This is a genomic window from Mesotoga sp. Brook.08.YT.4.2.5.2. (assembly GCF_003351125.1).
Classification (GTDB): domain Bacteria; phylum Thermotogota; class Thermotogae; order Petrotogales; family Kosmotogaceae; genus Mesotoga.
In genome coordinates, this window is sequence record NZ_JPGZ01000027.1 from 15385 (window position 1) to 40779 (window position 25395).

24 protein-coding genes, 6 tRNA genes and 1 pseudogene are annotated in these 25395 nt (G+C 46.4%); 26 read left to right on the plus strand and 5 right to left on the minus strand.

All coding sequences use genetic code 11. The features are described from left to right. Window positions 1–86: 86 nt before the first annotated feature. Window positions 87–557 (plus strand): annotated as a pseudogene (locus Q502_RS06515) (ISNCY family transposase); the annotation flags it as partial. 52 nt (window positions 558–609) lie between these two features. Here Q502_RS06515 and Q502_RS06520 read toward each other — a convergent pair. Beyond that, the gene (locus Q502_RS06520) at window positions 610–2535 is read right to left on the minus strand and encodes a histidine kinase N-terminal 7TM domain-containing protein (protein WP_243392270.1); all 1926 of its coding nucleotides are present in this window, start codon (window positions 2533–2535) and stop codon (window positions 610–612) included. 940 nt (window positions 2536–3475) lie between these two features. Then, entirely contained in the window at window positions 3476–3688 is a 213-nt protein-coding gene (locus Q502_RS06530; protein WP_099829468.1) for a transcriptional coactivator p15/PC4 family protein, read from the minus strand. Window positions 3689–3808: 120 nt separating this feature from the next. Between Q502_RS06530 and Q502_RS06535 the strand changes: the two genes are divergently transcribed. Continuing rightward, window positions 3809–5041: a Gfo/Idh/MocA family protein gene (locus Q502_RS06535; RefSeq protein WP_099829469.1), complete on the plus strand. Its 1233-nt coding sequence runs from the start codon at window positions 3809–3811 to the stop codon at window positions 5039–5041. Here the strand turns inward: Q502_RS06535 and Q502_RS06540 are convergent. Next, complete coding sequence (locus Q502_RS06540) at window positions 5036–5950, minus strand: ABC transporter ATP-binding protein (RefSeq protein WP_099829470.1); 915 nt, start codon at window positions 5948–5950, stop codon at window positions 5036–5038. The two genes, Q502_RS06535 and Q502_RS06540, sit on opposite strands and share 6 nt — an antisense overlap. 218 nt (window positions 5951–6168) lie before the next feature. On the opposite strand from Q502_RS06540, the gene Q502_RS06545 reads away from it, so the two are divergent. The 6 genes from Q502_RS06545 to Q502_RS06570 all read left to right on the plus strand — a co-directional run bounded on the left by Q502_RS06545 (window position 6169) and on the right by Q502_RS06570 (window position 6903). Beyond that, window positions 6169–6244 (plus strand) — tRNA-Pro (locus Q502_RS06545). Between the two features lie 12 nt (window positions 6245–6256). Continuing rightward, window positions 6257–6332: transfer RNA gene (locus tag Q502_RS06550), tRNA-Gly, on the plus strand. Beyond that, window positions 6333–6408 (plus strand) — tRNA-Arg (locus Q502_RS06555). Between the two features lie 13 nt (window positions 6409–6421). Beyond that, window positions 6422–6497: transfer RNA gene (locus Q502_RS06560), tRNA-His, on the plus strand. A 17-nt stretch (window positions 6498–6514) separates the two neighbouring features. After that, window positions 6515–6590 (plus strand) — tRNA-Arg (locus tag Q502_RS06565). Window positions 6591–6639: 49 nt separating this feature from the next. Beyond that, window positions 6640–6903, plus strand: coding sequence for a stage V sporulation protein S (locus Q502_RS06570; protein ID WP_099829471.1), 264 nt, complete (start codon window positions 6640–6642; stop codon window positions 6901–6903). A gap of 36 nt (window positions 6904–6939) precedes the next feature. Here the strand turns inward: Q502_RS06570 and Q502_RS06575 are convergent, their stop codons facing one another. Together Q502_RS06575 and Q502_RS06580 are read right to left on the minus strand one after the other, a co-directional pair. Continuing rightward, a complete protein-coding gene (locus Q502_RS06575; RefSeq protein WP_099829472.1) occupies window positions 6940–8940 on the minus strand; it encodes an alpha-amylase family glycosyl hydrolase in 2001 nt (666 codons plus the stop codon). A 37-nt stretch (window positions 8941–8977) separates the two neighbouring features. Beyond that, window positions 8978–9066, minus strand: a tRNA-Ser gene (locus Q502_RS06580). Between the two features lie 245 nt (window positions 9067–9311). Between Q502_RS06580 and rplU the strand changes: the two genes are divergently transcribed. The 18 genes from rplU (at window position 9312) to Q502_RS06670 (ending at window position 25248) form a co-directional block, all read left to right on the plus strand. Next, window positions 9312–9635, plus strand: coding sequence for a 50S ribosomal protein L21 (gene rplU / locus Q502_RS06585; RefSeq protein ID WP_099829473.1), 324 nt, complete (start codon window positions 9312–9314; stop codon window positions 9633–9635). Window position 9636: 1 nt separating this feature from the next. Continuing rightward, window positions 9637–9882, plus strand: a complete 246-nt coding sequence (gene rpmA, locus Q502_RS06590; protein WP_099829474.1) for a 50S ribosomal protein L27 — start codon at window positions 9637–9639, stop codon at window positions 9880–9882. Window positions 9883–9909: 27 nt separating this feature from the next. Beyond that, the gene (gene rplM / locus Q502_RS06595; protein ID WP_099829475.1) at window positions 9910–10434 is read left to right on the plus strand and encodes a 50S ribosomal protein L13; all 525 of its coding nucleotides are present in this window, start codon (window positions 9910–9912) and stop codon (window positions 10432–10434) included. Window positions 10435–10446: 12 nt separating this feature from the next. After that, the gene (gene rpsI, locus Q502_RS06600; RefSeq protein ID WP_099829476.1) at window positions 10447–10851 is read left to right on the plus strand and encodes a 30S ribosomal protein S9; all 405 of its coding nucleotides are present in this window, start codon (window positions 10447–10449) and stop codon (window positions 10849–10851) included. Between the two features lie 64 nt (window positions 10852–10915). Then, window positions 10916–12649 carry a DNA primase gene (dnaG, locus tag Q502_RS06605; RefSeq protein ID WP_099829477.1) on the plus strand — a complete coding sequence of 578 codons (1734 nt, stop codon included), beginning with the start codon at window positions 10916–10918 and terminating at the stop codon, window positions 12647–12649. A 16-nt stretch (window positions 12650–12665) separates the two neighbouring features. Continuing rightward, complete coding sequence (gene rpoD / locus Q502_RS06610; protein ID WP_374704107.1) at window positions 12666–13880, plus strand: RNA polymerase sigma factor RpoD; 1215 nt, start codon at window positions 12666–12668, stop codon at window positions 13878–13880. A 95-nt stretch (window positions 13881–13975) separates the two neighbouring features. After that, window positions 13976–14137, plus strand: coding sequence for a hypothetical protein (locus Q502_RS06615; RefSeq protein ID WP_099829479.1), 162 nt, complete (start codon window positions 13976–13978; stop codon window positions 14135–14137). Beyond that, a complete protein-coding gene (locus Q502_RS06620; protein ID WP_099829480.1) occupies window positions 14130–14846 on the plus strand; it encodes an ATP-binding cassette domain-containing protein in 717 nt (238 codons plus the stop codon). Before Q502_RS06615 ends, Q502_RS06620 begins: the two co-directional genes overlap by 8 nt. 23 nt (window positions 14847–14869) lie before the next feature. Next, window positions 14870–15829: a 1-phosphofructokinase family hexose kinase gene (locus Q502_RS06625; RefSeq protein WP_099829481.1), complete on the plus strand. Its 960-nt coding sequence runs from the start codon at window positions 14870–14872 to the stop codon at window positions 15827–15829. A 5-nt stretch (window positions 15830–15834) separates the two neighbouring features. Next, a complete protein-coding gene (locus Q502_RS06630; RefSeq protein ID WP_099829482.1) occupies window positions 15835–16287 on the plus strand; it encodes an HPP family protein in 453 nt (150 codons plus the stop codon). Continuing rightward, on the plus strand, window positions 16284–17561 hold the full coding sequence (gene mtaB / locus Q502_RS06635) for a tRNA (N(6)-L-threonylcarbamoyladenosine(37)-C(2))-methylthiotransferase MtaB (protein ID WP_099829483.1): 1278 nt from the start codon (window positions 16284–16286) through the stop codon (window positions 17559–17561). The genes Q502_RS06630 and mtaB overlap by 4 nt, the downstream gene beginning before the upstream one ends. Continuing rightward, the gene (locus tag Q502_RS06640; protein ID WP_099829484.1) at window positions 17527–18411 is read left to right on the plus strand and encodes an aminotransferase class IV; all 885 of its coding nucleotides are present in this window, start codon (window positions 17527–17529) and stop codon (window positions 18409–18411) included. The genes mtaB and Q502_RS06640 overlap by 35 nt, the downstream gene beginning before the upstream one ends. Then, complete coding sequence (locus Q502_RS06645) at window positions 18374–18670, plus strand: DUF721 domain-containing protein (protein ID WP_099829485.1); 297 nt, start codon at window positions 18374–18376, stop codon at window positions 18668–18670. Before Q502_RS06640 ends, Q502_RS06645 begins: the two co-directional genes overlap by 38 nt. 15 nt (window positions 18671–18685) lie before the next feature. After that, window positions 18686–20581 (plus strand): DNA topoisomerase (ATP-hydrolyzing) subunit B, encoded by a 1896-nt coding sequence (gyrB, locus tag Q502_RS06650; protein ID WP_099829486.1) that lies wholly within the window; start codon window positions 18686–18688, stop codon window positions 20579–20581. 26 nt (window positions 20582–20607) lie between these two features. Further along, the gene (locus tag Q502_RS06655; RefSeq protein ID WP_243392271.1) at window positions 20608–21216 is read left to right on the plus strand and encodes a DUF4894 domain-containing protein; all 609 of its coding nucleotides are present in this window, start codon (window positions 20608–20610) and stop codon (window positions 21214–21216) included. Window positions 21217–21221: 5 nt separating this feature from the next. Then, complete coding sequence (gene ftsA / locus Q502_RS06660) at window positions 21222–22514, plus strand: cell division protein FtsA (protein WP_099829488.1); 1293 nt, start codon at window positions 21222–21224, stop codon at window positions 22512–22514. Next, complete coding sequence (gene ftsZ / locus Q502_RS06665; RefSeq protein ID WP_243392272.1) at window positions 22504–23550, plus strand: cell division protein FtsZ; 1047 nt, start codon at window positions 22504–22506, stop codon at window positions 23548–23550. Before ftsA ends, ftsZ begins: the two co-directional genes overlap by 11 nt. A gap of 3 nt (window positions 23551–23553) precedes the next feature. Next, the gene (locus tag Q502_RS06670) at window positions 23554–25248 is read left to right on the plus strand and encodes a GspE/PulE family protein (protein ID WP_099829490.1); all 1695 of its coding nucleotides are present in this window, start codon (window positions 23554–23556) and stop codon (window positions 25246–25248) included. The last annotated feature ends 147 nt before the right edge of the window (window positions 25249–25395 follow it).

Sequence of the window (25395 nt, forward strand, 5' to 3'; positions counted from 1 at the left end):
AAACTACTCGAAAGGTAAGGATGAAGGGGATAATCTTCGCGAATGCCAAGTTGAAAGAGGTAGGGGCGAAGATGAAGAGAATAGACATGACTGGATTGATTGAGAAATACTCAGAGAAGTACAGGAAGGCTGGAAAGAAGGAGAAGAGTAGAATCCTTGACGAATTTACTGAATTAACTGAGTACAACCGGAGCTATGCATCACTAAAACTTAGGAGAGGTTATTCTAAGAAGAACAAGAGAAGCAAGTTCACAAAGAGGCGCGGAAGAAAGAAGAAATATGATTTGGAAGTATTGAGAAAACTAGTTGAGATATGGGAGATCCTGGACTTTCCTTGCGGCAAGAGATTCAAAGCGATTATTGAAGAGGCGATAGAGAATCTGATCAAGAATGGTCATTTGTCTTTGAAGGAAGAAGTTAAGCAGAAGCTTTTGGAAATAAGTTCCTCTACAATCGATAGACTTCTTCGAAGTGAAAGGAAGAAGATGGAACTGAAGGGTAGGTCACATACAAAACCCGGTACTCTCTTGAAGAAACACATAAGCGATATGCATCACCTTCCGGTTCTTATACACCCAAATCCTTAAAGAGGTCTATTGTGAAACACAACTAGATGAGCGAGGTAACTCTGTTCTTGCCGTTCTTCTTTGACTCGTAAAGGGCCTTATCCACCCTTCGAAGTAATCTGTCGTAATCGCTCTCGCCATCAAGAAGCGTGGAAACTCCAATGCTTATGCTCAATTTCCCGCATTCTTTCGGTTCAAGGGAATTGAGGCCAAAGCGTAGTTTCTCCGCCACTTTCATCGCACCCTCTAGATCCGTATTTGTAACCAATACCAGAAACTCGTCGCCTCCCCATCTTCCCAGATGGTCGCAACTCCTGATATTTGACTGAACGAAAGAACACATCTCCTTTAGAGCTTCGTCGCCGGCCAGGTGACCGGAGTTATCGTTAATAGTCTTGAGATTATCGAGATCAAGCATAAGCAAAGAAAGCGGAATTCCATATCTCTTAGATCGATCCGTTTCAGTCTTCAACAGCTCATCGAGTGAGTATCTATTCATGACACCGGTAAGCATATCAGTAGTTGCAAGTTTCTTGTACTTCTCCTGGCTCTCGCGGAGAGCCTCTTCAATCTGTTTAGTGGGAGAAATATCAATGTGAGTTCCAAGAATACGGGTGGCCCTTCCGTTCTTGTCTCTCTCTGCAGCTTCTCCCCTATCGTGAACCCAGATCCACTCACCACTCTTTGAAAGCATCCTGTATTCTATTTCGAAATGATCTGTCTCTCCACTATAGCATTTGTCCATCTCCTCAAGTGAAGGCAGAAGATCTTCAGGATGAACAAGCTCCTTCCACTTCTGGAAAGCAATAACCGGTTCGCCCGTAGAATAACCCATAATCTGATAGTACCTATCGTTTATGGATAGCTCTCCTTCTTTGATTCTGAAGTCCCAGAGACCAACATTCCCACCTTTCACAGCAAGCGCAAGCCTCTCCTCACTCTGGCGCAACGCATCTTCGACTCTCTTCCTCTCCGTTATTTCGGTCAACAAAACGACGCTACCTCTTGTCTTTCCACCTTTGCTGAAGATTGTCGTCTTTCTGGAATCTACTATCTTCTCTCCCACCTCTAGATCGGACTTCGATAGATCGGAACCAAGAAAGCTCACAATAGGCTCGATACCTTTGAAAGCGTCACTGAAATGTAGTCCGATGGAGCTTTCACTTTCCACACCAAACATCGAACAGGCCATAGGATTTATATCGGCGACTGTTCCTCTATCGTCAGTAATAATCACACCGTCAGGCAGACTTTCGAAAACCGTCTCTTTGGCAACGGGTCGTATGTCAAATAACCTGTACCTCATAACACCTAGCGCCATAAACACCCCGGCAAGAGTGAAGGCAATCGGAGTCATGTCGAGATATCCGAAATCGACAAATCCAAAGAGGTAATTTAGATTCACGAGTACCGGGAAAAAAGTCCCAAGCAGAATCATCTTCAGCTGACCCTTATAAGGCCCTCTCGAAAGAATATATTGCTGAGCAATTAAGATTATGCTCAAAAGAAGCAGTACATAACTGTAAGAGATTCCGAACCAGAAAAGCGGACCATGGACAAGTCTCTGTACTGGAAAGGATGCACTGAGATCCAGTTCGCTGACTGAATAATAGAGCCAGTGAACCTCATTCGTCCACATCGATACAAGCACCGCCACCGGGACAGCAAAGAGCAAAGAGATCCTTCTCCAGGTGAACCACTCTCTTTTGTCGAGAATTGCCATCGAGAAAAGAAAGAGAAAAACCGGCGTGCATACTATTCCAGGATATGAGATCTTGTTGAGAAGCCTCATTGTTTCCAGGTCATGCCCGAGCAATTCAACTGCATAAAAGAATGCCCACCATGCAATCGAGAACATCAAGAGGCTTAGAATCCCGGCTTCAAGAATCCCTCTCCGCCTTGAAAACAGTATAGCCATTACAAAGCATACACCCGCTGCAAGAAACGTCAAAAAAGCATAAGTATTCATTTCAAACACTCCATTGTGATCTCATATTGTAATTATATACTTTGCCCCTATTCATAAGCCACAGATCAGCTTCCTTGCACTTTGTGAATACTCAGTTGCAAGTTCCATGATGCATGGCTGGCTTCGCCAGGAAGTGATGCTGCTGCGCAGGAAGTGATGCGCCGTAAGATCGCCGGCGGAAGTGATGCTGCTTCGCAGGAGGCGACAAAATTAGCAGAAAGAAAATGGGACCTTACTAGCCAGTCACCTTCCGTGGCCAGTCAGGCTTCGCCTGGCCAGTCTTTGCTTCGCAAAGGCCAGTTCCGACTTCGTCGGCTGAACAAAAAAACGAGAAAGAGCGTTGTCGAGAGGTTCGCTTTGCTCACGAGAGAAGAGAGAGAGCCGGACTCGCCTTTGGCGAGGCCAGTCACTGCAAGCAGTGGCGAGAAAAACTAGAAGAACATCAAACCGATTTCGTGCGGCCAGTTCCGGCTGCACCGGGCTAAGAACCATCGTTTGTGGTACGGTTGGTCAAGAACAAAGAGCTAGAGCCCCCCATAAATCAAAGAGTATCGAAATCCAGTTTGCCCTGAACGGGAGACCCCAAACAGGTGCATATTGGGGCAAGCTTTTCAGGGCAGGTTCTATGGGATGACATGAGGGGAAAATTTCAGAGCGAAACGAATTTGGTGCTTCCTTTCTTGTATGCTCTTACCAACAACCAACAACGAACAACCAAGAACCGCTCTTGCTAGGAGCACAACGGGATGATAGCCTTTTCGTGCTTTGGATCATCCTAGCGCGCTTCCGGTAAGGATCTGCATCCTCTCACAATATGATCTTGACCAAGAACGAGGAACAGATCCTCGCTCTGGAACGAAGAACAGATTTTTTTCTCTCTTGGACGGTCAACTAAGGACGTCTCTTCAAAGCCTAAATCTAGTCCCTATTTAGCAAGAAGCTACTCTTTTACGGGCGGTGCATCTTTCTCCTTATTTAGAGCGTCGATCAGTTCATCAACCAGTTTGGGATTAATTGTGATTCCCTTTTTCGTCGGCTTGTAGTCGCCTTCATCATCCTGATAGTAGATCCTGAGATCCAGGAATTCGTGGCCTTTAAACTCTCTCTTCGAGACTCGAACTATCTCAGTGTCATTTCTCTTTATGTCTGTCAAACTCTTCACTCCTTTCAATTTTTATCTTTCCCTTTATATCACACTCGAACAACTTAGGCTATCCCGCTTTTGAAAGTCAGTGTTAGAATCAATTTACAAGTGGGAAGGTGGTAGATTTCTGTGGTGGATTTGATCATGATAGGTGCCGGTAACAGGGGATACTTTGCATATGGAGAGGCGCTAAGGTCTATAGATGGATCTCGGGTCGTCGCTGTGGCCGAACCCGATCAATTAAGAAGAGAGAGATTTGCAAAGAGGCATAGTATAGGCACCAAGGATTCTGTCGCAGATTGGCAGGTTCTTCTTTCGAGACCTAAATTCGCTGACGGTGTGATAATTGCTTCTCCGGAAACAGAACATGTGGAACCCGCCATACAAGCGCTTGCAAGAGGTTACTTCGTTCTTTTAGAGAAACCTATCTCTGTCGGGCTCGAAGGTATAGAATCTTTAGCAGACTTGGGTGCAGATACCTCCAGGCTATTCGTTGCTCATGTGTTGAGGTATTCCAGCTTTTTCAAGCGGCTGAAGTCTCTCCTTGATTCTGATTCAGTTGGAATGATACAGGCAGTTGAGTACACCGAGCAGGTCGCTTCCTATCACTTCGCTCACTCCTACGTAAGGGGTAACTGGAGAGACTCGACGCGTACCGGTCCCTCTATTCTCTCGAAGAGTTGTCACGATATGGATATTCTCACCTGGCTCCTTTCTTCGAAGGCTCTCTCGGTAATATCTAAAGGCGGACTCAAGTATTTCAGAAAGGAGAACGCACCCGAGAACTCAGCTGAACGATGTTTGGACTGCCCTCTGAACGAAACCTGTCCATATTCCGCTGTTACGCAATACTTATCAGACAATGTCGACTGGCCTGTGAACACTATCGGAAACGACATGTCTTTTGAGAGTCGCAGAGAGATTCTGCGTACGAGCAGTTACGGAAGATGCGTTTTCAGAAGCGATAACAGTGTCGCAGATTACCAGAATGTGCTTATCTCGTTTGATGACGGGGTCGATGCTTTCTTCTCGATGAATGCATTCACAAGCGCGAAGACAAGGAAGATCCTTGTCAGTGGTAGCCATGGCGAGATAACCGGCGATTTTGAAAGAGACAGTATAGAAGTCAAGCTCTTTTCAGGCGACCACAAGACTTATCTTGCTACCCACGATGGCTCGAGGCACGGAGGCGGCGATAGTGAAATAGTAAAGAGTTTTGTGAGATACCTTGAAGGGGAAGCAGGGTCCTTATCCACTACATTCGAAGACTCACTTCAGAGCCATTTAATGTGCTGGGCCGCAGAGAAGTCCAGGCTCATGGGAGGTACACCAATTGATCCCTGGAGTCTTATAAATCTATGAATTCTCACCGGTAAGCTCTACAAAGACGTCTTCCAAAGAGGGTCTTTTATGTTCGATATCTATAACTTCAAGCTTCATTTGCAGGATCCTGGGAAGAATATCCTCAATAGTGCATCCCTGCTGGAAGTTGATCTTCACAACTCCATTCAATCTACTTTCACTAAGATAGCCATCAATTCCTTTCAGCGAAATCGAAGGCGTGCCATTTATAGTAACGATAACTTGATCCTTGTTGAGAGAGGATCGGATGTCTTCAATTCTTCCGCTAGAGACAAGTTTGCCTTTATGCATGATGCCTACTGACTTCGCGATGTGCTCTGCTTCACTCATAATGTGTGTTGTAAGCACGATAGTTACCCCTGATTCGTTAAGCTCTTTCACCATATTCCTGATTGTTCTTGTTGACTGTGGATCTAAACCGAGAGTGGGCTCGTCCATGAAGAGTATCGACGGCTCGTGAAGCAGTGCCCTCACGAAGTTCACTCTTTGCTTCATCCCCGTCGAAAAGATTCTTACGGGCTTGTCTTTCCAGTCAGACATTCCCACCTTCTCGAGAAGAAGATGGATTCGCTCAACGGCCGACTTTCTATCCATTCTCAGCATTGAAGCAAAGAAGAGCAGATTCTCAAATGGAGAGAGACGGTCGTAAAGAATCACTCTCTCAGAAATGAGACCGACCTTCTCTCTTACCTGTTTGGCTTCGGTCTTGAGATCCATTCCCGAGACGTTTACATCGCCGGAAGTGGGTTTGATCAATCCTGTTAGAATTCTAATGAGAGTCGACTTCCCAGCCCCATTTGGTCCAAGAAGACAGAAAAGGTCGCCTTGATCTATCGAAAGCGCCACGTCATCAAGCGCTCTGAACGAACCATACTCTTTCACCAGATTCGATGTAACAATTGCAGCCACGAATAACCACCTCATCAAGTATTCTACTACATTTCCTGTATATGGCTCTTGAAGTTGTGCTGTGTTGAACCACATAATACCACTGCAGTCTAAATGTTAGCCTAGATCTTTGACAAGTTACTGGGAGTGAATTATTTTGATGCGATCCTCCGTTCGCGCTACTTCGACTCTGTACTATTGACGGCATCCTTAAAATCTGATATATTTAGATTCGTGAACGGGGAGTAGCGCAGTTGGAAGCGCGCCTGTCTTGGGCACAGGAGGTCGCAGGTTCAAATCCTGTCTTCCCGACCAATGGTCATTAGTGCGGCTGTAGCTCAATTGGTAGAGTATCGCCCTTCCAAGGCGAATGTTGCGGGTTCGACTCCCGTCGGCCGCTCCAGCGCCCGTGGCTCAATGGATAGAGCACTGGACTTCTAATCCGGGGGTTGCAGGTTCGAGTCCTGCCGGGCGCGCCATGCAATGTTCGTGGTGGTTGTAGCTCAGTTGGAAGAGCGCCTGACTGTGGATCAGGCGGTCGCGGGTTCGAACCCCGCCAGCCACCCCACTCCTTCTTTATTTCATGCGCCCGTGGCTCAACGGATAGAGCATCGGATTTCGGCTCCGATGGTTGCGGGTTCAAATCCTGCCGGGCGCACCATCCTAAATCTCTCCCAGTAGCATGACAGGTCTCAAAGGAGGTAGCAGTCATGGAAGTCCTTAAGGTAGCAACCCACTCAAAACCAAATGCAGTCGCTGGTGCACTTGCCGGAGTACTCAGAGAGAAGGGCTTTGCGGAGATTCAGGCAATTGGAGCAGGAGCGGTGAATCAGGCAATAAAAGCGATTGCAATTGCAAGAGGGTATGTAGCTCCTAGCGGGATGGATCTCGTATGTGTTCCAATGTTTTCTGACGTTGAAATCGATGGTGAAGTGAGAACGGCAGTAAGGTTTTATGTAGAACCGAAGAAGTAACCTATAGACAAAAAGGGCCCCTTAGGGGCCCTTTATTCATTTGATCTCTGCTACCGCTACTTCGCCCGGACCCAATGACAAATGGAAACCTCCACCAACATTCCATTCAGAGTGAGCGTCGAACCCTTTGAGTCTCCAGGAGACCTTGTGTTCACTCTTCCATGTATGATAGCCAAGATCTATGTGGAAATCCTTCATGCTAGAAAAATCTCCGTTTGCTACCGTAAGCAGCCCTTTGGTGCCGTTCCAATAGAACAATCCGGCCGACTTCAAGTCATTTTCCCACATTAGTTTGAGATTGCCAGCGCTCAACAAATCGAAATTACTTTTTCTCAATGAAGAAAGGAGAGAAATGAGGTCTATCATATCTTCTTCGGCATTCCAGTGGAGCACATAAGGATCGAAGAACGCGAGCTTTCCGTAAAAGGGATCGTTGGGTGGAAGAACGTAACGGCCTTCTTCGTCGTTATCCAGGCCTAGATTCATCGGCTGAATCTCGAAAACCTCCTGTCCCGAATTTATGTAGGTGATTCCATTAGGCAGGAAGTAGTTGAGAATTGTGGCGAACCTGGAGAATTTCCTTCCATTAGGCCTGGAAGCTGCCCTCGGCGTGTCGGGAGTCTCTATTCCTGCCAAAGTGGGCAGCCTGAGACTTGGCAGCACTTTATACACAAGCTCTTTGAACTTTCCTTCATCTATTCTCGGTTCCATCCACCATGTGTTTCCCAGAATACAGTCGTAGCCTGACTGCCTGGCCTTTTCATCGTTACCCATAACAAGCTCTTCGGCAATGATTGCAAAGGATGGGTCTCTCTCCTTTGCCTTGCGAATAATCCTGAGCTCAAGCTCCCTAGGAAGTGCGTGCCCCATATCTAGTCGAGCTCCATCTACACCGAATCTTTCGTTATAGAAGGGCATGATGTTTTCTATACTCTCCCATAGATCGGCCATCGGCTCGCTTCCGGGAAAGAAAGACGACTTGACAACATCGAATAGGACATAAGGCGGTTGATCCTCACTAACAAACTTGCGGGATTCAGTTGGATGATCCTTGTAGAGTCTTAGAAAAGTTATATCGTCCCAAGTGGGCTGGTTGTCATTTATCCAGTCGGAAAAGCCCGGCGGGGTTATGAGGCCGAACTCAGAGACTAGTTCATCGAGAAAGCTTTCAGTGCCGTCGTGGCTAGCTACGAAGTCTCTCCATTTCTCGGGGTAGAGCTTCGCTGGCGAGTGGCTGAAAAGCGATAGATGCTTCTTTACGTTTTCATTGGAATATATGATGGGCAAAGTCTCAACCTTTGCCTGATCGAATCCAAGCGGTTCGATCTTCGGCGGCCTGTACTCGTCGAGTCTAGATGCGTCTATCCAATAAAACCACTCCGGGTGTTTGAGAATGAGTGCAGAATCACGGGCCGAGGTCCTGGGTATGAAATCTAGGACAACCCTCATTCCCATGACGTGAGCCGCTTCAACAAACGCCGTGAACTCTTCTTCAACATCCATATCCTCCAGCAACACATCGTGATACCGCTTGTCTATTGAAAAGAAGTCCTTCACCGAATAGGGCGAACCTAGCTCACCCTTCTTGAATTTATCACTGTAGCTCGTAACCGGCAGAAAGTAAAGAGTATCGAAGCCCATCTTCGAGAGAAAAGGCAGCATGAAGATCATCTTGAGAAACGTTCCAGATTCGGAATACTCCTGTGAATCCAGATCAGAGAAGAACTCAGGGTCGTGGTGCGAGTAAGCGGTTGTAGTTCTGACAAATGAGCCGTATATGATTGCCGAATTGATCCAGGAGTTGCCGCTCTCATTTCTGATTCTTCCGAGAGGTCTCGAGTAGTCTGTATCCTTTTCAGCCAACGCAGTAATTCTCTCAACTATACTTGAGCCATATTCATACGGATCAACGAATATGTATCGGTCTCTTAGCTTGACAGTCCCTGAATATCCTTCAGGCAGCCACTCTTTAGGAATAGAGTAATTCAGGTTACCCTTCTTGCTCTTCAGAAGCTGTTCGATCCTGTCGAGGATCACATTACCACCTCCAAAAAATAAGGGCACGACCGCCCTCTGGCGGAGGCGGTGGGACTCGAACCCACAAGGGGCGTCAACCCCACCGATTTTCGAGACCGGCTCCTTAGCCAATTAGGATACGCCTCCGTTCTGAATCGATTATATCACGGGCTGTAGCGCTGTCAATATGGTAAACTTGCACCACAGAAGGATCTCAACCAGTTTGAAACTCTTTCTCGTTCGTAATGATAATGTTACTCAGACACTCTCCTCACCCTACTACATATGATAGAATTTTGATCGCGAGCGGTTTTTTCGTGCGTGAAGCAGGTCTTAAATCCGAAAGGTACCTCGTTTCAGCACATTTTTATTGCATGAGGAGGTGGCTCTTAGTGTACGCCATCATTGAAGCCTCGGGAAGACAGTACAAAGTCGAGGAAGGTATGACTCTCTTCACCGAAAGGCAGAACGGGAAGGAAAGCGGAGACGAAATTGTCTTCGACAGAGTAATTCTCGTCCACAACGGACAGGAACCGATTGTAGGCAAGCCTTATGTGGACGGCGCAAAAGTTGTAGGCAAGGTTGTTTCTCACGGTAGAGACAAGAAGGTGCTGGTCGTAAAGTTTAGTCCCCGAAAGAACTTCGACAGAGTAAACGGTCACAGGCAGTGGTTCACAGAAGTCTCTATTGAGAAGATCGATACGGGGGTGAAATGAAATGGCCCGGAAAGGCACCGGTAGGTCGAACGGAAGAGACAGTAATCCCAACTATCTGGGGGTTAAGAGAGGTGAATCTTCAGCCGTTAGGGCAGGCTCGATAATCGTAAGGCAGAGGGGAACAAAGATACACCCGGGAAACAACGTTGGACTGGGCAGAGACCACACCCTCTTCGCACTTATAGACGGCAAGGTTCACTTCGAAGAAAAAAACAACCGCAAGTACGTCAGTGTCTACAGCGAGTAAGCTGTTCTGTTAAGGAGGATTGCATCTATGAAAACTCAGAAGACACCTTTGTGCAGATGGGCAGTTACCCATTCCAAGGTGCAGACGAAAAGAAAGGGAGAAATCGAGAAGACTCTCGGTTACCTCGTTGATCACAATGGCAACAAAATAGAGAAGAAATGGTACGTCGTCGACGCAACTGACGTTCCACTCGGTAGACTTGCTGGGCAGATCGCTATGGTTCTTATGGGAAAGAACAAGCCTTACTACACTCCTCATCTCGACACCGGCGATTTTGTCATTGTAGTAAATGCCGACAAAGTCAAGCTTACCGGCAAGAAACTCGACCAGAAGATATATTACAGATACTCGGGCTATCCGGGAGGCATAAAGGAACGAACGGCAAGACAGATGATGGACAAGTTCCCGGAAAGAGTCGTTAGGCTCGCAGTCAAGAGAATGCTCCCAAAGAAGGCTTTGGGCGAGAAAATGCTAAAGAAGCTGAAAGTATATGCTGGCCCGGAGCATGACCACGCTGCGCAGAAACCCGAATTGATTGAACTGGTTAAATGAGGAGGTTGAGGCATGGCTGACTTTGTGAATTATTACGGAACAGGTAGAAGAAAGACCTCTGTCGCCAGAGTACATCTGCGACCTGGTACCGGTAAACTTCTGATAAACGGAAAGGAATTCAAAGACCTCAAGGAATACCTTGCAAATGACGCATGGGTAAGAAGCGCTTTGAAACCTTCCGTGGTGACGAACACGATTGGTAGATTTGATATGCTCATAAGAGTCAATGGCGGAGGACTCGGAGGTCAGGCTGGAGCGATAAGTCTTGGAATTGCCAGAGCACTTGTCAAATTCAACCCTGATCTCAAGAAGCTTCTCAGGCAGAACGGTCTCTTAACGAGAGACTCGAGGGAAGTCGAAAGAAAGAAATACGGTCTCAAGAAAGCAAGAAGAGCACCTCAGTTCTCTAAGCGTTAACACATTTTAAAGAATACGGCCCGTACATAGAACGTATGGGCCTTTTTTTGCCGGTGGTGGTTCAGTGTTCACCAAAGAGGAACTCGACGAGATAAAAAAGTCCATAAACATCGTCGAATTCATCGGTCGCTATGTGAACCTGCAGAAGGCCGGAAGCTCTTACAGGGGATTATGCCCATTTCACAGTGACAACGATCCTTCGTTCTATGTTCACCCTCAAAGGGGCTTCTTTCATTGCTTCGGCTGTGGAGAGAAGGGTGATGTAATATCTTTCTACCAGAAGATTGAGAGTCTATCCTTCTCGGAAGCCGTGAAGCGGCTTGCAGATCATGCAGGGATTGTCGTCGAAATCGATTCGACGGAATCGGAATACGACAAATACACATCCATAATGTCTCGTCTAGCAGATGTTTACAGTCGTGAGTTGAAAGAAGGCAACTCAGCCGTAATGGAGTATCTTGTTGATAGACGCAAGATTTCGCTCGCCACAATAGACGAGTTTAAGCTGGGTTACTCCCCAGATGAAAGAACTTTTCAGCAATCGTTGCCGTCAAAATGTAGGGTCGATGAAAAGACCCTTGTTCAGTTTGGCATATTGATTGGAAGAGGGTCTTCTTTGAGGGATAGGTTTTCGGGCAGACTACTGATTCCTATTGACAACGAATCGGGCAGAGTAGTTGGATTCGGGGGAAGAATCATGGTTTCCGAACAAGGACCGAAATACACGAATTCTCCTGAATCGAAATACTTCCAGAAGAACAGACTTTTGTTCAACCTTTCACGCTCAAAAGGGGCAATCAAGCAGCTGAATTACGCGGTGATAGCAGAAGGGTATTTTGACGTCATCTCGCTCTTTGAGGCAGGCATTACCAATGCCGTCGGTTTGCTAGGAACGGCTTTAACGGAGCGACATCTACGGATTCTGGGCAATTACACGCGGAATTTGCTGTTCTTTCTTGACTCGGATGATGCCGGCCAGGCAGCAACACTAAGATCGATAGATATTGCTGAGAAGATCGATTTTTCGACGGCTGTAGTTGTCTCACGAAATCACAAAGACCCGGCAGACCTATTTGTCTCTGAAGGTGCAAAGGCGATTCAAGAAGTTCTTGCGGCAGCTATACCTGGACCTGCTTTTAGAGTGGAGTTTTTTGCGAGGAAACTAGATTTGTCGGTCCCTCAGGGGCGAAAACATCTCATTGAGTATCTGAAACCATATGTGATCAATTTCAGAAACTCTGGCAATCTGGCGACCGTTCAATCAACTATCGCTGCGCTTTCTCAGAAGACAGGATACTCTGAGCGCGAACTCGAGTTGGCCCTTAAGGGAGGTCTTGGCGGACAGTCAAGAAGTGAAATCGGAAGAGGACTGGTTCTTAAACTGAAAGATCATGTAAGAATCTACCTGCAACACCCTTCACTCAGGTCAAAGGTTGTGAAGCAGCTGGAGCTGATTGCAGAGAGCAGAGATTTGAAGGAGATTCTGAAAGGAATGAAAAGAGGTCTGGAGCTTGAGGAGTTGCTGGACCTGGTTGACGAGATTGTAGGGAGAGAGTTGATCGATTTGGCATCCAGTTGCATAGATTTTGAAACGGCTCAGAGAATACTCGAAAAGACAGGTGAGTATGCAAACAGGAAACTAGTGGAAGAAGAGATGGCCGAGATCGACAGGAAGATGCCGAATGTAAAGGACGAGGGGGCGAGAAGAGCTTTGTTGGTCAGGAGGATCGAGCTCAGTAGATTGCTCGATAGAAAGATGAAGGGTGGCGATCAATTTGGAAAAGCAGAAAAAGAGTAAGAAGACGAGTGCAAAGGTGATTGAAGAGAATATCAAATCGCTTGCCGCAAAGATTGCAGTTGAAGATGAAGATTCGGAAGAAAATGGCGAAAACAATGCTCCTATTACAAAGGAAGAGATAGACAAGCGAATAGCGAAGCTTCTAAGGCAAGGAAAGAAGAAGGGATTTATAACTTACGAAGATATAGATAGCGCTTTTCCTCCTGATTACGAGGGATTTGACTCAACTCTTGTTGAATCGATATATGAGGAATTCGAGAAGAACAAAATCAATATCGTTGAAAAGGAACCAGTAGAGGAAGACGGTGACATAGAGAGTGAAGGCACAGACGAGTTAGTATCTATCCTGGAAACGACACCTGAAATGTACGACAACATCTCGCTCAAAGACCCGATAAAAATGTACTTGAAGGAGATAGGCAAGATATCTCTTCTTACGCCAAGCAGGGAACGAGAACTTGCACGCCGTGCTCAAAAGGGTGAGCCGAAGGCAAAGGAAGAACTAATAACCGCAAACTTGAGACTTGTTGTCTCTATTGCTAAGAGATACATAGGGCGGGGCCTTACTTTCCTGGATCTAATTCAGGAGGGAAACATAGGGCTCATAAAAGCCGTAGAGAAATTCGACTGGAAGAAGGGATACAAGTTCAGCACATATGCAACCTGGTGGATAAGGCAGGCGATTACCAGGGCCATCGCCGATCAGGCAAGGACTATTAGAGTTCCAGTCCATATGGTTGAGACAATCAACAAACTGAACAAGGTCATTCGAGAACACCTGCAGGACTACGGGGAGTATCCAACTATCGAGGAACTGGGGAAACTCACCGGGAAAACGCCGGAGAAGATCGAAGAGATCTTGGCTGCATCGAAGGAGACGGTTTCGCTTGAGTCACCAATTAGTGGTGACGAAGAATCGACAATGGGCGACTTCATTCACGACGACTCCATGGAGCAGCCGGAGGAAGCGGCAATGAAGATGCTTCTCAGGGAACAGATAGATCAGATTCTCGACACGCTTTCACCTAGAGAGGCGATGGTACTGAAGATGAGATATGGTCTTCTGGATGGAAAGACAAAAACGCTTGAGGAGGTAGGTCAGTTCTTCAACGTCACCAGAGAGAGAATTCGACAGATCGAAGTAAAGGCTCTCAGAAAGCTAAGGCACCCTTCAAGGAGTAAACAGCTCAAGGCGCTGTTGGGAATGCTTAATACGTCTAAGCGCGACTAATTTAGCCATTTAATAACAGTGTCTTAATTTATGTATCACTTGAGAGAAAAGTCTAGTGTATATAATGGAAAACACGTATGAAGGGACGTGAAAACTTGGCCGAAAAAAAGAAAGCAAGACCGGTTGAAACAAGTCCCAGAATTCTTTCTCAGATCGAACTATTAAAGAAGGCTAAGAGTGGCGACTTGCTCGCCAACAGGGAGATTCTTAGTCGATTGAACGATAGGAACGCTAAAGAGGAGCAGTCTCGTGATTGAGACTGCTCTTTCTTTGGAAGGCTTCTCTCTTATCGTCGACGGCAAGAAGATGCTCGACAATGTTTCGCTAGAAGTTCCGAAGGGAAATATCGCTCTTCTACAGGGAGCAAGGGGATCGGGTAAGTCGGCAATTCTGAGAAGCTTCATTCATCTCAACGAAGAGCTCTTCGATGATGTCCAATATACGGGATCAATAAAGCTCTTTGGATCGGATATCGACCAACTTGACAGAAAGAGCGTAAGGAATAGAGTAGCTTACGTGGATACGACATTCCTCGAAGCTATGTCAAACTTCACTTTGATTGAATTCTTCAGATTCCTGAAAGGAAAGCGATTCGAATTCGAGGATTTTGAAGAGAGCGAACTCGATCTTTTCAACGAGTTGGATCTTCTTGATCTTCTGGCCGTCAAAGCAGAGACCTCTCTCAAGACGATACCACTTTTCAAAAGGCTCTCGCTGCTGGTCTTTTCTACACTCATACGTCACCCCGAGGTGATCATTTTAGACAACATTCTTGATCACCTTGATGACGATGCCTGCTCAGAGGTGAAGAACGTCCTTATAGATACCAGAAACAACACGACTCTGATTATCTCTTCCAGGTTTGTTCTGAGGCTTCTAGACATTTCTGATTTGTTGATTGTCCTGAAAAATGGTAAAATTTCATATGTAGGAAGTCCCGAGATTTTCGTTCTGAACAACCGATAAGTACTCGCCGTTGGAGGTGAACCATGAACGTCCTTACCGTTACGCTTAACCCTGCTCTCGACAGGGAAATAGTTGTTGAGAATTTCAAGATCAATGAGTTTCACAGGGTGAAGAATCCCAGTTATTCGGTTATGGATCCAGGAGGTAAGGGCATAAACGTTTCCGTAATTCTCTCCGGCCTTGGAGTTAGAAATATCGCCATGGGTTTTCTTGGCGGGTATATCGGAAAGGTTGTCGAAGAGAGAATGCGTCTGATGAGCGACCTCATCACTACCGCATTTATTCACGTTGAGGAAGAGACAAGAGAGAATATCGCTATTGTTGACCCCGTAGGCGAGACGATAACCGAGATCAATTCTTCGGGTCCTATCGTTAAGCCCGATGACTTGAGAATGTTTGTTCGTAGATTTGATGTGGCACTCTCCAGGGTCAGACATGTTGTGATCTCCGGGAGCATCCCGAGAGGTGTGGACAACGAGATCTGCAGGTCCTTATGCAAGAAGGTAAGTAACTCGGGAAAAGTATCGTTCGTGGAGGGGATCGGTCCCGCCTTTGAAATGGCCGTAGAAGCAGGAGTTGTGACTGTGGCTCGCCCGGATTTGAGAAGCAGGAAGCTGCTTTTCGGAGAAACGATGGTAGATCTGAAGGATTATGTGAAAGCTGCAAAAAGGATGCTAGAACGCGGAGCCAGGCTTGCGATTCTCTCTTATGCAGTTGAAGGAGACGTAATTGCAACAAATGACGGTGTGTGGCTGTTCAAAACTAAGAGCCATATTGATAGATCTCATCTTTTGGGGACTGGAGACGCCTTCATGGGTGGAGTTGTCAACTCTATGATAGAAAACGAAAAGGATTACTTCCTGGCTGCAAAAAGAGGAATGGCTGCAGCCGTTGCGGAAGCAGAGTATATAAGCAAGGAACGTATCTCTCTTGAGGATATTGATGAACACATGGACTCATTCGATATACGAGAGCTGGAGTGATCTAGATGAAGGTTAGAGAAGCGATGATAAGAGACGTTTCGGCGATGTTCGAAGATGAAACCATAGAGGATTTCATTGTCTTATGCCTGAGGCAGAATAGGTCGGGGCTGCCGGTTGTTGATGAGGAATTCAAGGTTGTAGGATTCTTGAGTGAAAGTGATGTAATCAAGAGCGCACTGCCCAGTTACTTCAGTCTTCTTCAGTCTGCATCTTTCATTCCCGACACCCATCAGTTCGTCATTCGACTCGGCAAGATAAAGGACGATCACGTTTCGCAACATATGGTCAAACCGCCTGTACTTATAAAACCAGATGACACAGTGATATATGCGGCAGATCTTCTGATCAAGAACGGTCTCAAAGTGATGCCGGTTGTAGATGAATACGGTAAGTTGATGGGCATAGTAAACAGGATTCATTTGATTCACGCAGCAACGCAAGGCAAGATAGATAGATGAAAAAAACAGTTTCAATCTACACTTTCGGCTGTAAGATGAACCAGTATGAGTCACAGGCAATGGCCGAAAGACTAAAGGACTTTGAAGTCAGTTTTTCTCAGGAACAGGCAGATCTCTTCATATTGAACTCGTGCACTGTGACCTCCGAAGCAGAGAGAAAGCTCAGACAGCTTTTCAGGAGGCTGAAGGTACTCAATCCGGACTCTAAAATCATAATCGTAGGCTGTTACTCCGAGCTTTCACCCGAGGAGCTGACGGTTCTTGGTGCAGATGAAGTTGTAGGAGTTAAAGAGAAGAGGGCCATTCACAAGTACGTTGCGAGGCAGCTAGATAGACCCGACGGAGTTCCTCAAGAAGGCTTTTTCACCGTTACTTCGAGTATTGAAGGAAGAACGAGGGCTTTTCTCGGCATAGAAGACGGCTGTCTGAATAACTGCTCGTATTGCAGAATCAGGCTGGCAAGAGGAAGCAACGTAATCAGCAAACCAATAGATATGGTTAGGAAGGAATTCGAAGGATTGGTCCGAAGAGGCTACAAAGAAATCGTCCTGACCGGGATCAACATCGGATACTACGGGGTCGACTTAGATTCGTCTTTGACGGAGCTTCTTAACGAGCTTGACGGTTTAGACGGGAATTGGAGAATAAGACTCGGTTCACTCGACCCCGATACCATTGATAAGAGCTTCCTCGATCTACTGGCCGGTTCATCGCGAATTGCAAGACATATGCACCTGTCGTTGCAGAGTGGTTCTGATAACGTCCTGAAATACATGAAAAGGAAGTACACAATAAGCGAGTACCTTAGAGCTGTTGAGAGCGCCAGAATGGTAGACCCTAGATTCGCGTTCACAACGGATCTAATAGCGGGATTCCCTGGAGAACTTGACGAGGATCATATGCAGACGCTTCGAATAATTGAAGAAGTGAATTTCCTGAAGGTTCATGTGTTTAGGTTCTCAAAGAGACCGGGAACAGAGGCTGCAGAGATGAAAGATCAGATAGAGTCTGGAGTGAAGAAGGTAAGAGCGCAGCAGCTAATTGAGGCTGGAGCGAAGTCGAGAGAGAGGTATCTCGAGACGCATATCGGCCAGACAAGCAAAGTCCTGATAGAGAAAACCGACTCTTCTACGAGTCGTGGTTTCGATGAATACTATGTGCCTCACATCGTCAACGGAAGACAAAGCGGCTTTGTGGATGCGACGGTAACGAATTTCGAGAGTCACAAGGAGGGTTCCGATGCTGAACTATATTGCCGATCGGTGGTGCGATGAAGATTCTTCCCTGGTCAGTATTCTTGTTCCGGGAGTAATGAACAGTGAATCGGTCTACGAAGTAGTTCGAACGTACAACGGATTGCCTTTTGCATTCAGAAAGCACTTTGAGAGGCTCAAGCAGTCGGCAAAACTTTTGGGCCTGGAAGTCCCTTTCAGCTGCAAAGAGCTTAACTCTATAATCATGGAAGGGCTTGAAAGAAACAAGGCAGTACAGACAGAGGATTTCAGAATCAGAATATCGCTACTCAGTTACGGAAAGGAAAGCAGGGCAGCGGTCATCTTCAGCAAGCTTCCCTCCGTGTCGAAGGATATCTATGAACTCGGAGTGAAGGTGTGCATTTCGCCGTTTACAAAGCCCTCGGGCGATATCCTGAATCCTCAGCTGAAAATGCCGGGCTCTAGCTGGAATATCAGAACGAGAAAGTTGCTCGGAGACAATTACGACATGATTATACTGAATGAAAAGGGAAACGTCTGTGAAGGATCGTTCTCGAATGTCTTCCTGGTCATCGATGGTTCGGTAGCTACTCCGGATATCCGCTCGGGAGTCCTTCCAGGAATAACGCGTGATAACGTAATCGGTCTATGTGAATCTCTGGAGATCACAGTTGAAAAGAGACCTATCCCGTCGTGGGAGTTGTTCTGTGCCGATGAGATATTCATGAGTCATACGAGCGTAGGGATCGTTCCAGTAAGGAGACTGGAAGAGAAAGTGCTTATTGAGGACTTTACAGATGGAATGACGAGACTGCTGCTCGACAATTTTGAGGGATACATAATGACAGAAGACAGCAATTGGAGCGGATTAGATGAAGTGGAGCCATCGAACTATAGGGCAGATATTTGATGAACTGGTGAAAAGCTCGGGGCTGTTCAGAAAGATAAAAGTCTTTGAGTTGAATAAAGACTGGGAAGAGATCGTTGGTCAGCCAATAGCAAATCACTCGTCAATTACGGATTTTACTGACGGGACTCTCATTGTAAGTGTTGATGATGGAATGTGGCTCAATGAAATGAGACTAAGGGAAAAGGCTCTTCTTACTAAGCTGAACTCTGCATTAGGAGTAGAAGCAATCAGAAGAATTAAATTTAGAATTAGGCGATAGACATGGAGGTGTTAAATGTCTGATTTATACAATGCTCAGAACATAAAGATACTTAAAGGATTAGATCCGGTTAGGAAGAGACCGGGCATGTATATTGGGTCAACCGGAAAGTCGGGTCTTCATCACCTCATTTACGAGATAGTCGACAACAGTATTGACGAGGCAATGGGAGGATACTGCGATAAAATAGACATCGTTATCATGGAAGACGGCTCCGTGGTAGTGAGAGATAACGGAAGAGGAATTCCAATAGATATCCATCCAGATACCGGGACAAGTGCACTGGAAGTTGTCATGACAACTCTCCACGCCGGAGGTAAGTTTTCAAAGGACTCATACAAAATCAGTGGGGGACTGCACGGAGTGGGGGCTTCTGTTGTTAATGCTCTGTCTGAATGGATGATCGTAGAAGTAATGGTTGACGGAAAGGTATACAGACAGAAGTACGAAAGAGGAAAGGCTTTGTCGCCCGTTGAGATGGTTGGCGAAGCAAAGGAAAATGGTACAGTAACCAGCTTCAAACCCGATCCTATGGTTTTCGCAGTCACTGACTTCGACTTTGACATACTTGAGGCACGATTCAAGGAATTGGCCTATCTGAACGGGGGAATAAGGATCTCCTTCGAAGATAGAAGAATCGGCGAAAAGAGAAGCTATCACTTCGAAGGCGGAATCGTTGAATTTGTGAAGGCAATCACCAAGAACAAGAAGTCAGTTCACAAGGATCCCATCTACCTGGAGGGGTCCTATAACGATGTCAAGATACAGCTCGCGATGCAATATACCACGTCGTATGATGAGGATGTTCTCACATTTGTAAACAACATCAAGACAATTGAGGGCGGCACTCACCTGACTGGATTCAAGACGGTGCTCACAAAGACGATGAACGATCTCGGCAGGAAGCACAATATACTGAAAGACAAGGATCAGAATCTGCAGGGCGAAGATCTGAGAGAAGGTCTTTCGGCAATACTGAGTGTCTTTGTGAAAGAGCCGCAGTTCGAAGGGCAAACTAAGGCAAAACTTGGAAACGATGAGGTATTCGAAGCAGTTATGAAAGTCGTTAAAGAAAAGCTGGAGGAGCACTTCGACTACAATCAGAAGGATCTGAAAGCAATACTTACAAAGGCTCTCGAAGCTGCACGTGCGAGATTGGCGGCGAAGAAAGCACGAGAGATGGTTCGAAGAAAGAATGCTCTTGAAAACACTACTCTGCCAGGCAAGCTGGCAGATTGCATCTCGGAAGATCTAGAGGAGACAGAGATCTTCATAGTTGAAGGGGACTCGGCCGGAGGCTCTGCCAAGATGGCCCGTTCGAGAGAGACTCAGGCGATCCTTCCGCTTAGGGGAAAGATCCTGAACGTTGAAAAGGCCGGACTCGACAGAATGTTGAAGAGCGAGACTATAAGCAATATCATAGTCGCTCTTGGTACAGGAATGGGCGAAGACTTCGAGATTAAGAATCTAAGGTATGGAAGGATTATAATAATGACGGATGCCGATGTCGACGGTGCACATATCACGACGCTTCTTCTTACTCTCTTCTATCGATATATGACACCACTAATAACCAACGGCAAGGTCTATGTCGCTCAGGCACCGCTCTACAAGATAGAACTGAACAGGCAGAAACACTATTTCTATAGTGATGAGGAATTGACTACGTTCATTAAGGAGCATTCCGATAGAAAACTCAATTACTCGAGATTCAAAGGGCTTGGCGAAATGAATCCCGAACAGCTGTGGGAGACGACAATGAACCCCAGCGACAGAAAACTCGTACAGATAAACATAGAAGATGCTCAGGAAGCGGACAGAGTCTTCACAATACTAATGGGTAGCGAGGTGGAGGAAAGAAGATCGTTCATTGAACGGCATGCATTGAGTATTTCCAATCTTGACGTATGAGCCTTTCACTTAGAGCCGGTATTTGTGTGGTAATTCTCTTTGCCATTTGGATGGTTTCTATTGCGAATTTCGTACTGGAGTCATTCTTCACGGCACCGGTACAGCAGTTGACCAGGATCGTTAATTTCGGTGAGATTCTGGTTGAATTTCCTTTGGCCTTTAGAAGAACCTGGAAAACTGATATAATTTACCCACCGGGAAGCATTGACGTTTCCGGCGGAAGAGTCTTTTTGAAACCGGGAAAGTTTTTGGTGAGTTATAGAGACAAATATTACTGGGTCTCCGATGATTTTGTTATAGTTGATTATGCCGATCTTTCGGAGGTTGTTAGTAATCCGATTATCGGCGGCGTTAGTTTTCTTCAAGAAAATGGAGTTTATATAGCCACCGAAAGAGACATAGAGATTTTTGCCGGAGCGGTAGAGGGCATTCTTGCTGACAGAAGAGTACTGGCACTGGTATCTTACTTTGATTTTGAAAACAATGTGTTGTTACTCAGAAGAGGGATCAGAGTGAAGGTACTTGACTGGGAAAGCTTGGAAGCAAATAAGGACCTTCTTCTTCAGTTAGAAAACGCCTCCGACAGAAGCGAGTATATTTTCTTGAGTGATGGTAAACTGTTGAGAGCGAGGTGACATTGATGGCCAGGGGGAAGGATTATACAGTTTCTCTCGATGTTGGCACGAACACCCTTAAGGGTGTGGTGGTAAGCAGAGAACAGACAGGTCAGATGACTCTTGAGGCTTATGGGAGTGTCAAGACTGTTGGGCTCGACAAGGGCGAGGTTAAAGATGCGGTTGCTCTTAAGCAGTCCATTCAGAAGCTGATTGAGGATCTAACAGGTCAGATGGGCAAGAAGGACGTTGAGGCAGACTTCAAGATCAGTTTCACAGATGGGGACTATTCAGTATTCTCGGAGAACATAGAAGAAATTCTCTCCGAAGAGAAACAGGTAATGGTGAAAGAGCAAACGATTTTGAGCATTATGAGTCGTCTCAAGGCGGAGAAGATGAAGACGGGCAACACTAATATACACAGAAGCTATATCCGCAAGTATATTCTCGATGATGATAAAGTCGTCTTCAATCCCGTTGAGATGTACGCGAAGAAACTGAATGTCGAGATGGTTTTTGTTTCAAGCGAAGGCAAGTCGGTCGAGATCTTCAGAAGGCTCTTCGAAGAACTCTTCGGCAGAGGTGACTTCTTCATCTCTCCAGCGCTTATTTCTGCATCTGAAGCTGTATTGACGGATACTGAGAAGCAGCACGGTGTGGTTAGCGTTGTCCTCGGACACAGTTTCTCCGAAACCGTAATCTACAGGGAGAATCTTCCCGTTTACATCTCGAGAATTCCTCTTGGAATAAGACACATAGTGCTGGATGTAGCGAGGGTTCTCGGTACATCGGTAGATGAAGCCGAGAGATTGCTTGTCAATTACGGCCATTGCAGTATGTTCCCGCCTGATGCTGAAGACGTTGTGGAGTACTTTGGACTTGATGAAAGAACTAGAAAGAATGTCTCGGTAAGAAGACTCTCCACAGTTATCTATGCGAGGGTGAAAGAGCTTCTGAACAAGATCAGAAAAGAGATCCAGCTCTTCATAATAAACAATCCGGAATACTCCGAAGAAAGGATTCCCGGAGGAGTCGTTTTCACTGGTGGGGGCTCCAAGCTGAGAGGTCTTACGGATGTAGGCGTTGAGTCTCTAAAGATGCCGGTAAGAATTGGTACATATGAAACTAGTTTCAACAAAAGAATTGAGAACAGTCATGATGTTGCTAATGACCCAGTATTCAGCTCCTGTTTAGGCAATCTTGTTTCCCCCGAGGAAGTCCAGGGAGAAGCCGTAGAAAGCGTGGTTGAAAGACCCAAGAAAGATTTTGGATCGTTTATAAAATCCCTCTTCTTTGGAGGTGAAGATGATGAGCTTTGAGATTGACACAGGAAAGAAGAATGCTGAAATCAGATTGCCATCCATAAAAGTCATTGGTGTTGGTGGAGCAGGCGGTAACGCCGTAAACAGAATGATATCCGAAGGAATCCACGGCGTCACCTTCATCGCGGCAAATACAGATATTCAGGTTCTTGAAAGCAATAAGGCCGATCTTAAGATTCAGCTTGGAACTGAACTGACTAGAGGCCTGGGAGCCGGCGGTAACCCAAATGTCGGTGAGAGAGCGGCAGAGGAATCGGTTGACGAAATCGGGACCTTTCTTGAAGACACCGATCTGCTGTTTATCACTGCAGGAATGGGCGGTGGCACCGGAACGGGCGCAGCACCAATAGTAGCTTCGATTGCAAGGGAAATGGGAATCCTTACCGTTGCAGTGGTCACAACCCCCTTCTTCTTCGAAGGTAATACGAGATTAAAGACTGCCAACGAAGGCTTGAGAAGGCTTAAGAACTCAGTGGATACTCTCATCAGAATCTCGAACAACAAGCTTCTTCAAGAACTGCCGCCGAACACCTCAATAGTCGATGCCTTCGCCAAGGCCGACGAGACGCTCCATCATGGAATAAAGGGAATCTCGGAACTGATTACGAAACGGGGATACATTAACCTGGACTTTGCCGATGTCGAGTCGGTTTTGAGAAATGCCGGAACGGCGATGCTGGGAATTGGCGTGGGCTCAGGCGAAAGGCGTGCAGAAGAAGCAGCTCGAAGAGCTCTTGAAAGCCGACTGTTGGAAAAGCCCATCGACAACGCGACGGGGATAATTCTAAATGTTTCGGCGAAGAACATAACCTTGAGAGAGATGAATATTGCGGCTGCAATTGTGAGACAGAACTGCAGCGAAGACGCAGACGTGAAGCTTGGGCTCATTGTCGACCCGGATATGAACGATGATGAACTTGACATAACTTTGATTGCAGCGGGTCTTGAACTAGACGAGGGCGAACTCATGGGTGATGCTTCCGACATCCCCGCGATTTACCGATTCGGACTGGATATAAACGAGGAGGAGTGATCGTTGAGAGTCTATAAAAGACTCGGAGAGCTTCTCATAGATCAGGGACTCCTAAGTGAAGATGCTCTCCAGCAGGCCGTAACTCTACAGAAAAAAGTCGGGAAGCCGCTCGGTGAAGTTCTTGTTGGTATGGGCGTAATCTCCTGGGACGACATATACGATTCACTCTCAAAGCAATACGGGCTTAAGGTGCTCGAAGATTTGCCTAATATCGTTACTCCCGATGTCCTAAGAATGATTCCTAAGCCTGTTGCAGACAGGCTTAGTGTAATCCCTATAGAGTTTGATCACGAAAAAGGGATCCTTAAGGTGGTAACTACTGAAGTTCTTAGGGTTCCTCAGATAGACAGAGAGCTCTCCTTCCTCACAGGAAACAAGATTAGTACGCTCCTTGTACCTCCACCAATGTTCGATGCTCTCTACAAATCTTCGTATGACGAGTCTGCCTCCAGCGAGATAATAGACAATACTTTCAGCATAGAACAGCACACGGAAATTGATCTTGAAGATGACAGACAGGACGAAACCGATGATACTCCCGTCGCGAAGTTCATAAACTCACTTCTGGACAACGGCATAAGAAGCGATGCCAGTGACGTCCATCTGGAGCCCTACGAGAAAATGGCCGTTGCCAGACTGAGAGTCGACGGCGTTCTGAGAAAGGTCCTGAGCTATCCGCGCAAAGCTCATAATTCTGTAGTGTCGAGAATCAAAGTCATGTGTAAGCTGGATATTTCAGAGAAGAGAATGCCTCAGGATGGAAAGTTCTATATTAGGAGAGGCAATGAGCAGTTCGACATGAGAGTTTCGACAATGCCAACGATTTTCGGCGAGAAAGTTGTTATGAGAATCCTCAGGGTATCAAATGCGAAGAAGAAGCTTGAAGATCTCGGTCTTTCAGACCACAACAGAGAGCGTTTCGAAAGCATAATCAACGCTCCGTACGGTATCATACTGGTATCTGGTCCTACGGGAAGCGGAAAGTCCACTACTCTGGTAGCGGTCCTAAACCAAGTAACCTCGGAGAAGGTTAACGTGCTTACGGCAGAAGACCCTGTTGAATATACTATTGAAGGTATTTCTCAGTGCCAGGTGAACACGGACATCGGATTGACTTTTGCGAGATACCTGCGATCTTTCCTGCGTCAGGACCCTGACATAATAATGGTCGGCGAGATCAGAGACAGAGAGACTGCACAGCTGGCGATTGAGGCATCGCTAACTGGACATCTTGTTTTCTCGACAATCCATACCAACAGTGCTGCAGGCGCGGTTGCTCGACTTGTCAACATGGGGGTTGATCCCTTCCTACTTGGCACTTCATTGATCGGAGTTATGGGGCAGCGATTGGTAAGAAAGCTCTGTAACAACTGTAAGGTCAAAATACCAGTGAGAGAAGAACTAAGAAAGATGGCCTCAACCTTTTACCCCGATAGAAATGACTTCAGCGAGTACATTCCTGGAAATGGCTGCCCCGAGTGCCGGGGAATGGGTTATAGGGGTAGAACCAGTATTAGCGAAATCCTAGTTGTTGACAACAATCTTCGTCAGATGATTGGTCAGAACGCTTCAGAGAGAGAGCTTGCTCAAGCTGCCGTGAAGGCTGGAATGCGAACGCTTTACAACGATGGGGTGCAGAAGGTGATCGACGGAGTCACTTCCCTTGAGGAGATAAAAAGAGTTGCCATAGAGTACTAGCCAGACTTCCTCTTCTCGATCCATACTTACGCATACTCAAACATACTCACAGAAGTCGTGAATAGTCGTCTTTTATCGCGAATAGTCGCATAATGCGCAAATAGCCTCCCCATCTCGCCGATGATAGTATTGAATCGGATAATTACA

What these genes read in the sequence shown, in the direction of transcription:
- Q502_RS06520 (WP_243392270.1), bottom strand. Translation starts at nt 2,535, where the DNA reads ATGAATACTTATGCTTTTTTGACGTTTCTTGCAGCGGGTGTATGCTTT.
- Q502_RS06570 (WP_099829471.1), top strand. Translation starts at nt 6,640, where the DNA reads ATGGAAGTCCTTAAGGTAGCAACCCACTCAAAACCAAATGCAGTCGCT.
- rpmA (WP_099829474.1), top strand. Translation starts at nt 9,637, where the DNA reads ATGGCCCGGAAAGGCACCGGTAGGTCGAACGGAAGAGACAGTAATCCC.
- rplM (WP_099829475.1), top strand. Translation starts at nt 9,910, where the DNA reads ATGAAAACTCAGAAGACACCTTTGTGCAGATGGGCAGTTACCCATTCC.
- rpsI (WP_099829476.1), top strand. Translation starts at nt 10,447, where the DNA reads ATGGCTGACTTTGTGAATTATTACGGAACAGGTAGAAGAAAGACCTCT.
- Q502_RS06625 (WP_099829481.1), top strand. Translation starts at nt 14,870, where the DNA reads ATGAACGTCCTTACCGTTACGCTTAACCCTGCTCTCGACAGGGAAATA.
- Q502_RS06630 (WP_099829482.1), top strand. Translation starts at nt 15,835, where the DNA reads ATGAAGGTTAGAGAAGCGATGATAAGAGACGTTTCGGCGATGTTCGAA.
- mtaB (WP_099829483.1), top strand. Translation starts at nt 16,284, where the DNA reads ATGAAAAAAACAGTTTCAATCTACACTTTCGGCTGTAAGATGAACCAG.
- Q502_RS06640 (WP_099829484.1), top strand. Translation starts at nt 17,527, where the DNA reads ATGCTGAACTATATTGCCGATCGGTGGTGCGATGAAGATTCTTCCCTG.
- Q502_RS06645 (WP_099829485.1), top strand. Translation starts at nt 18,374, where the DNA reads ATGAAGTGGAGCCATCGAACTATAGGGCAGATATTTGATGAACTGGTG.
- gyrB (WP_099829486.1), top strand. Translation starts at nt 18,686, where the DNA reads ATGTCTGATTTATACAATGCTCAGAACATAAAGATACTTAAAGGATTA.
- ftsA (WP_099829488.1), top strand. Translation starts at nt 21,222, where the DNA reads ATGGCCAGGGGGAAGGATTATACAGTTTCTCTCGATGTTGGCACGAAC.
- ftsZ (WP_243392272.1), top strand. Translation starts at nt 22,504, where the DNA reads ATGAGCTTTGAGATTGACACAGGAAAGAAGAATGCTGAAATCAGATTG.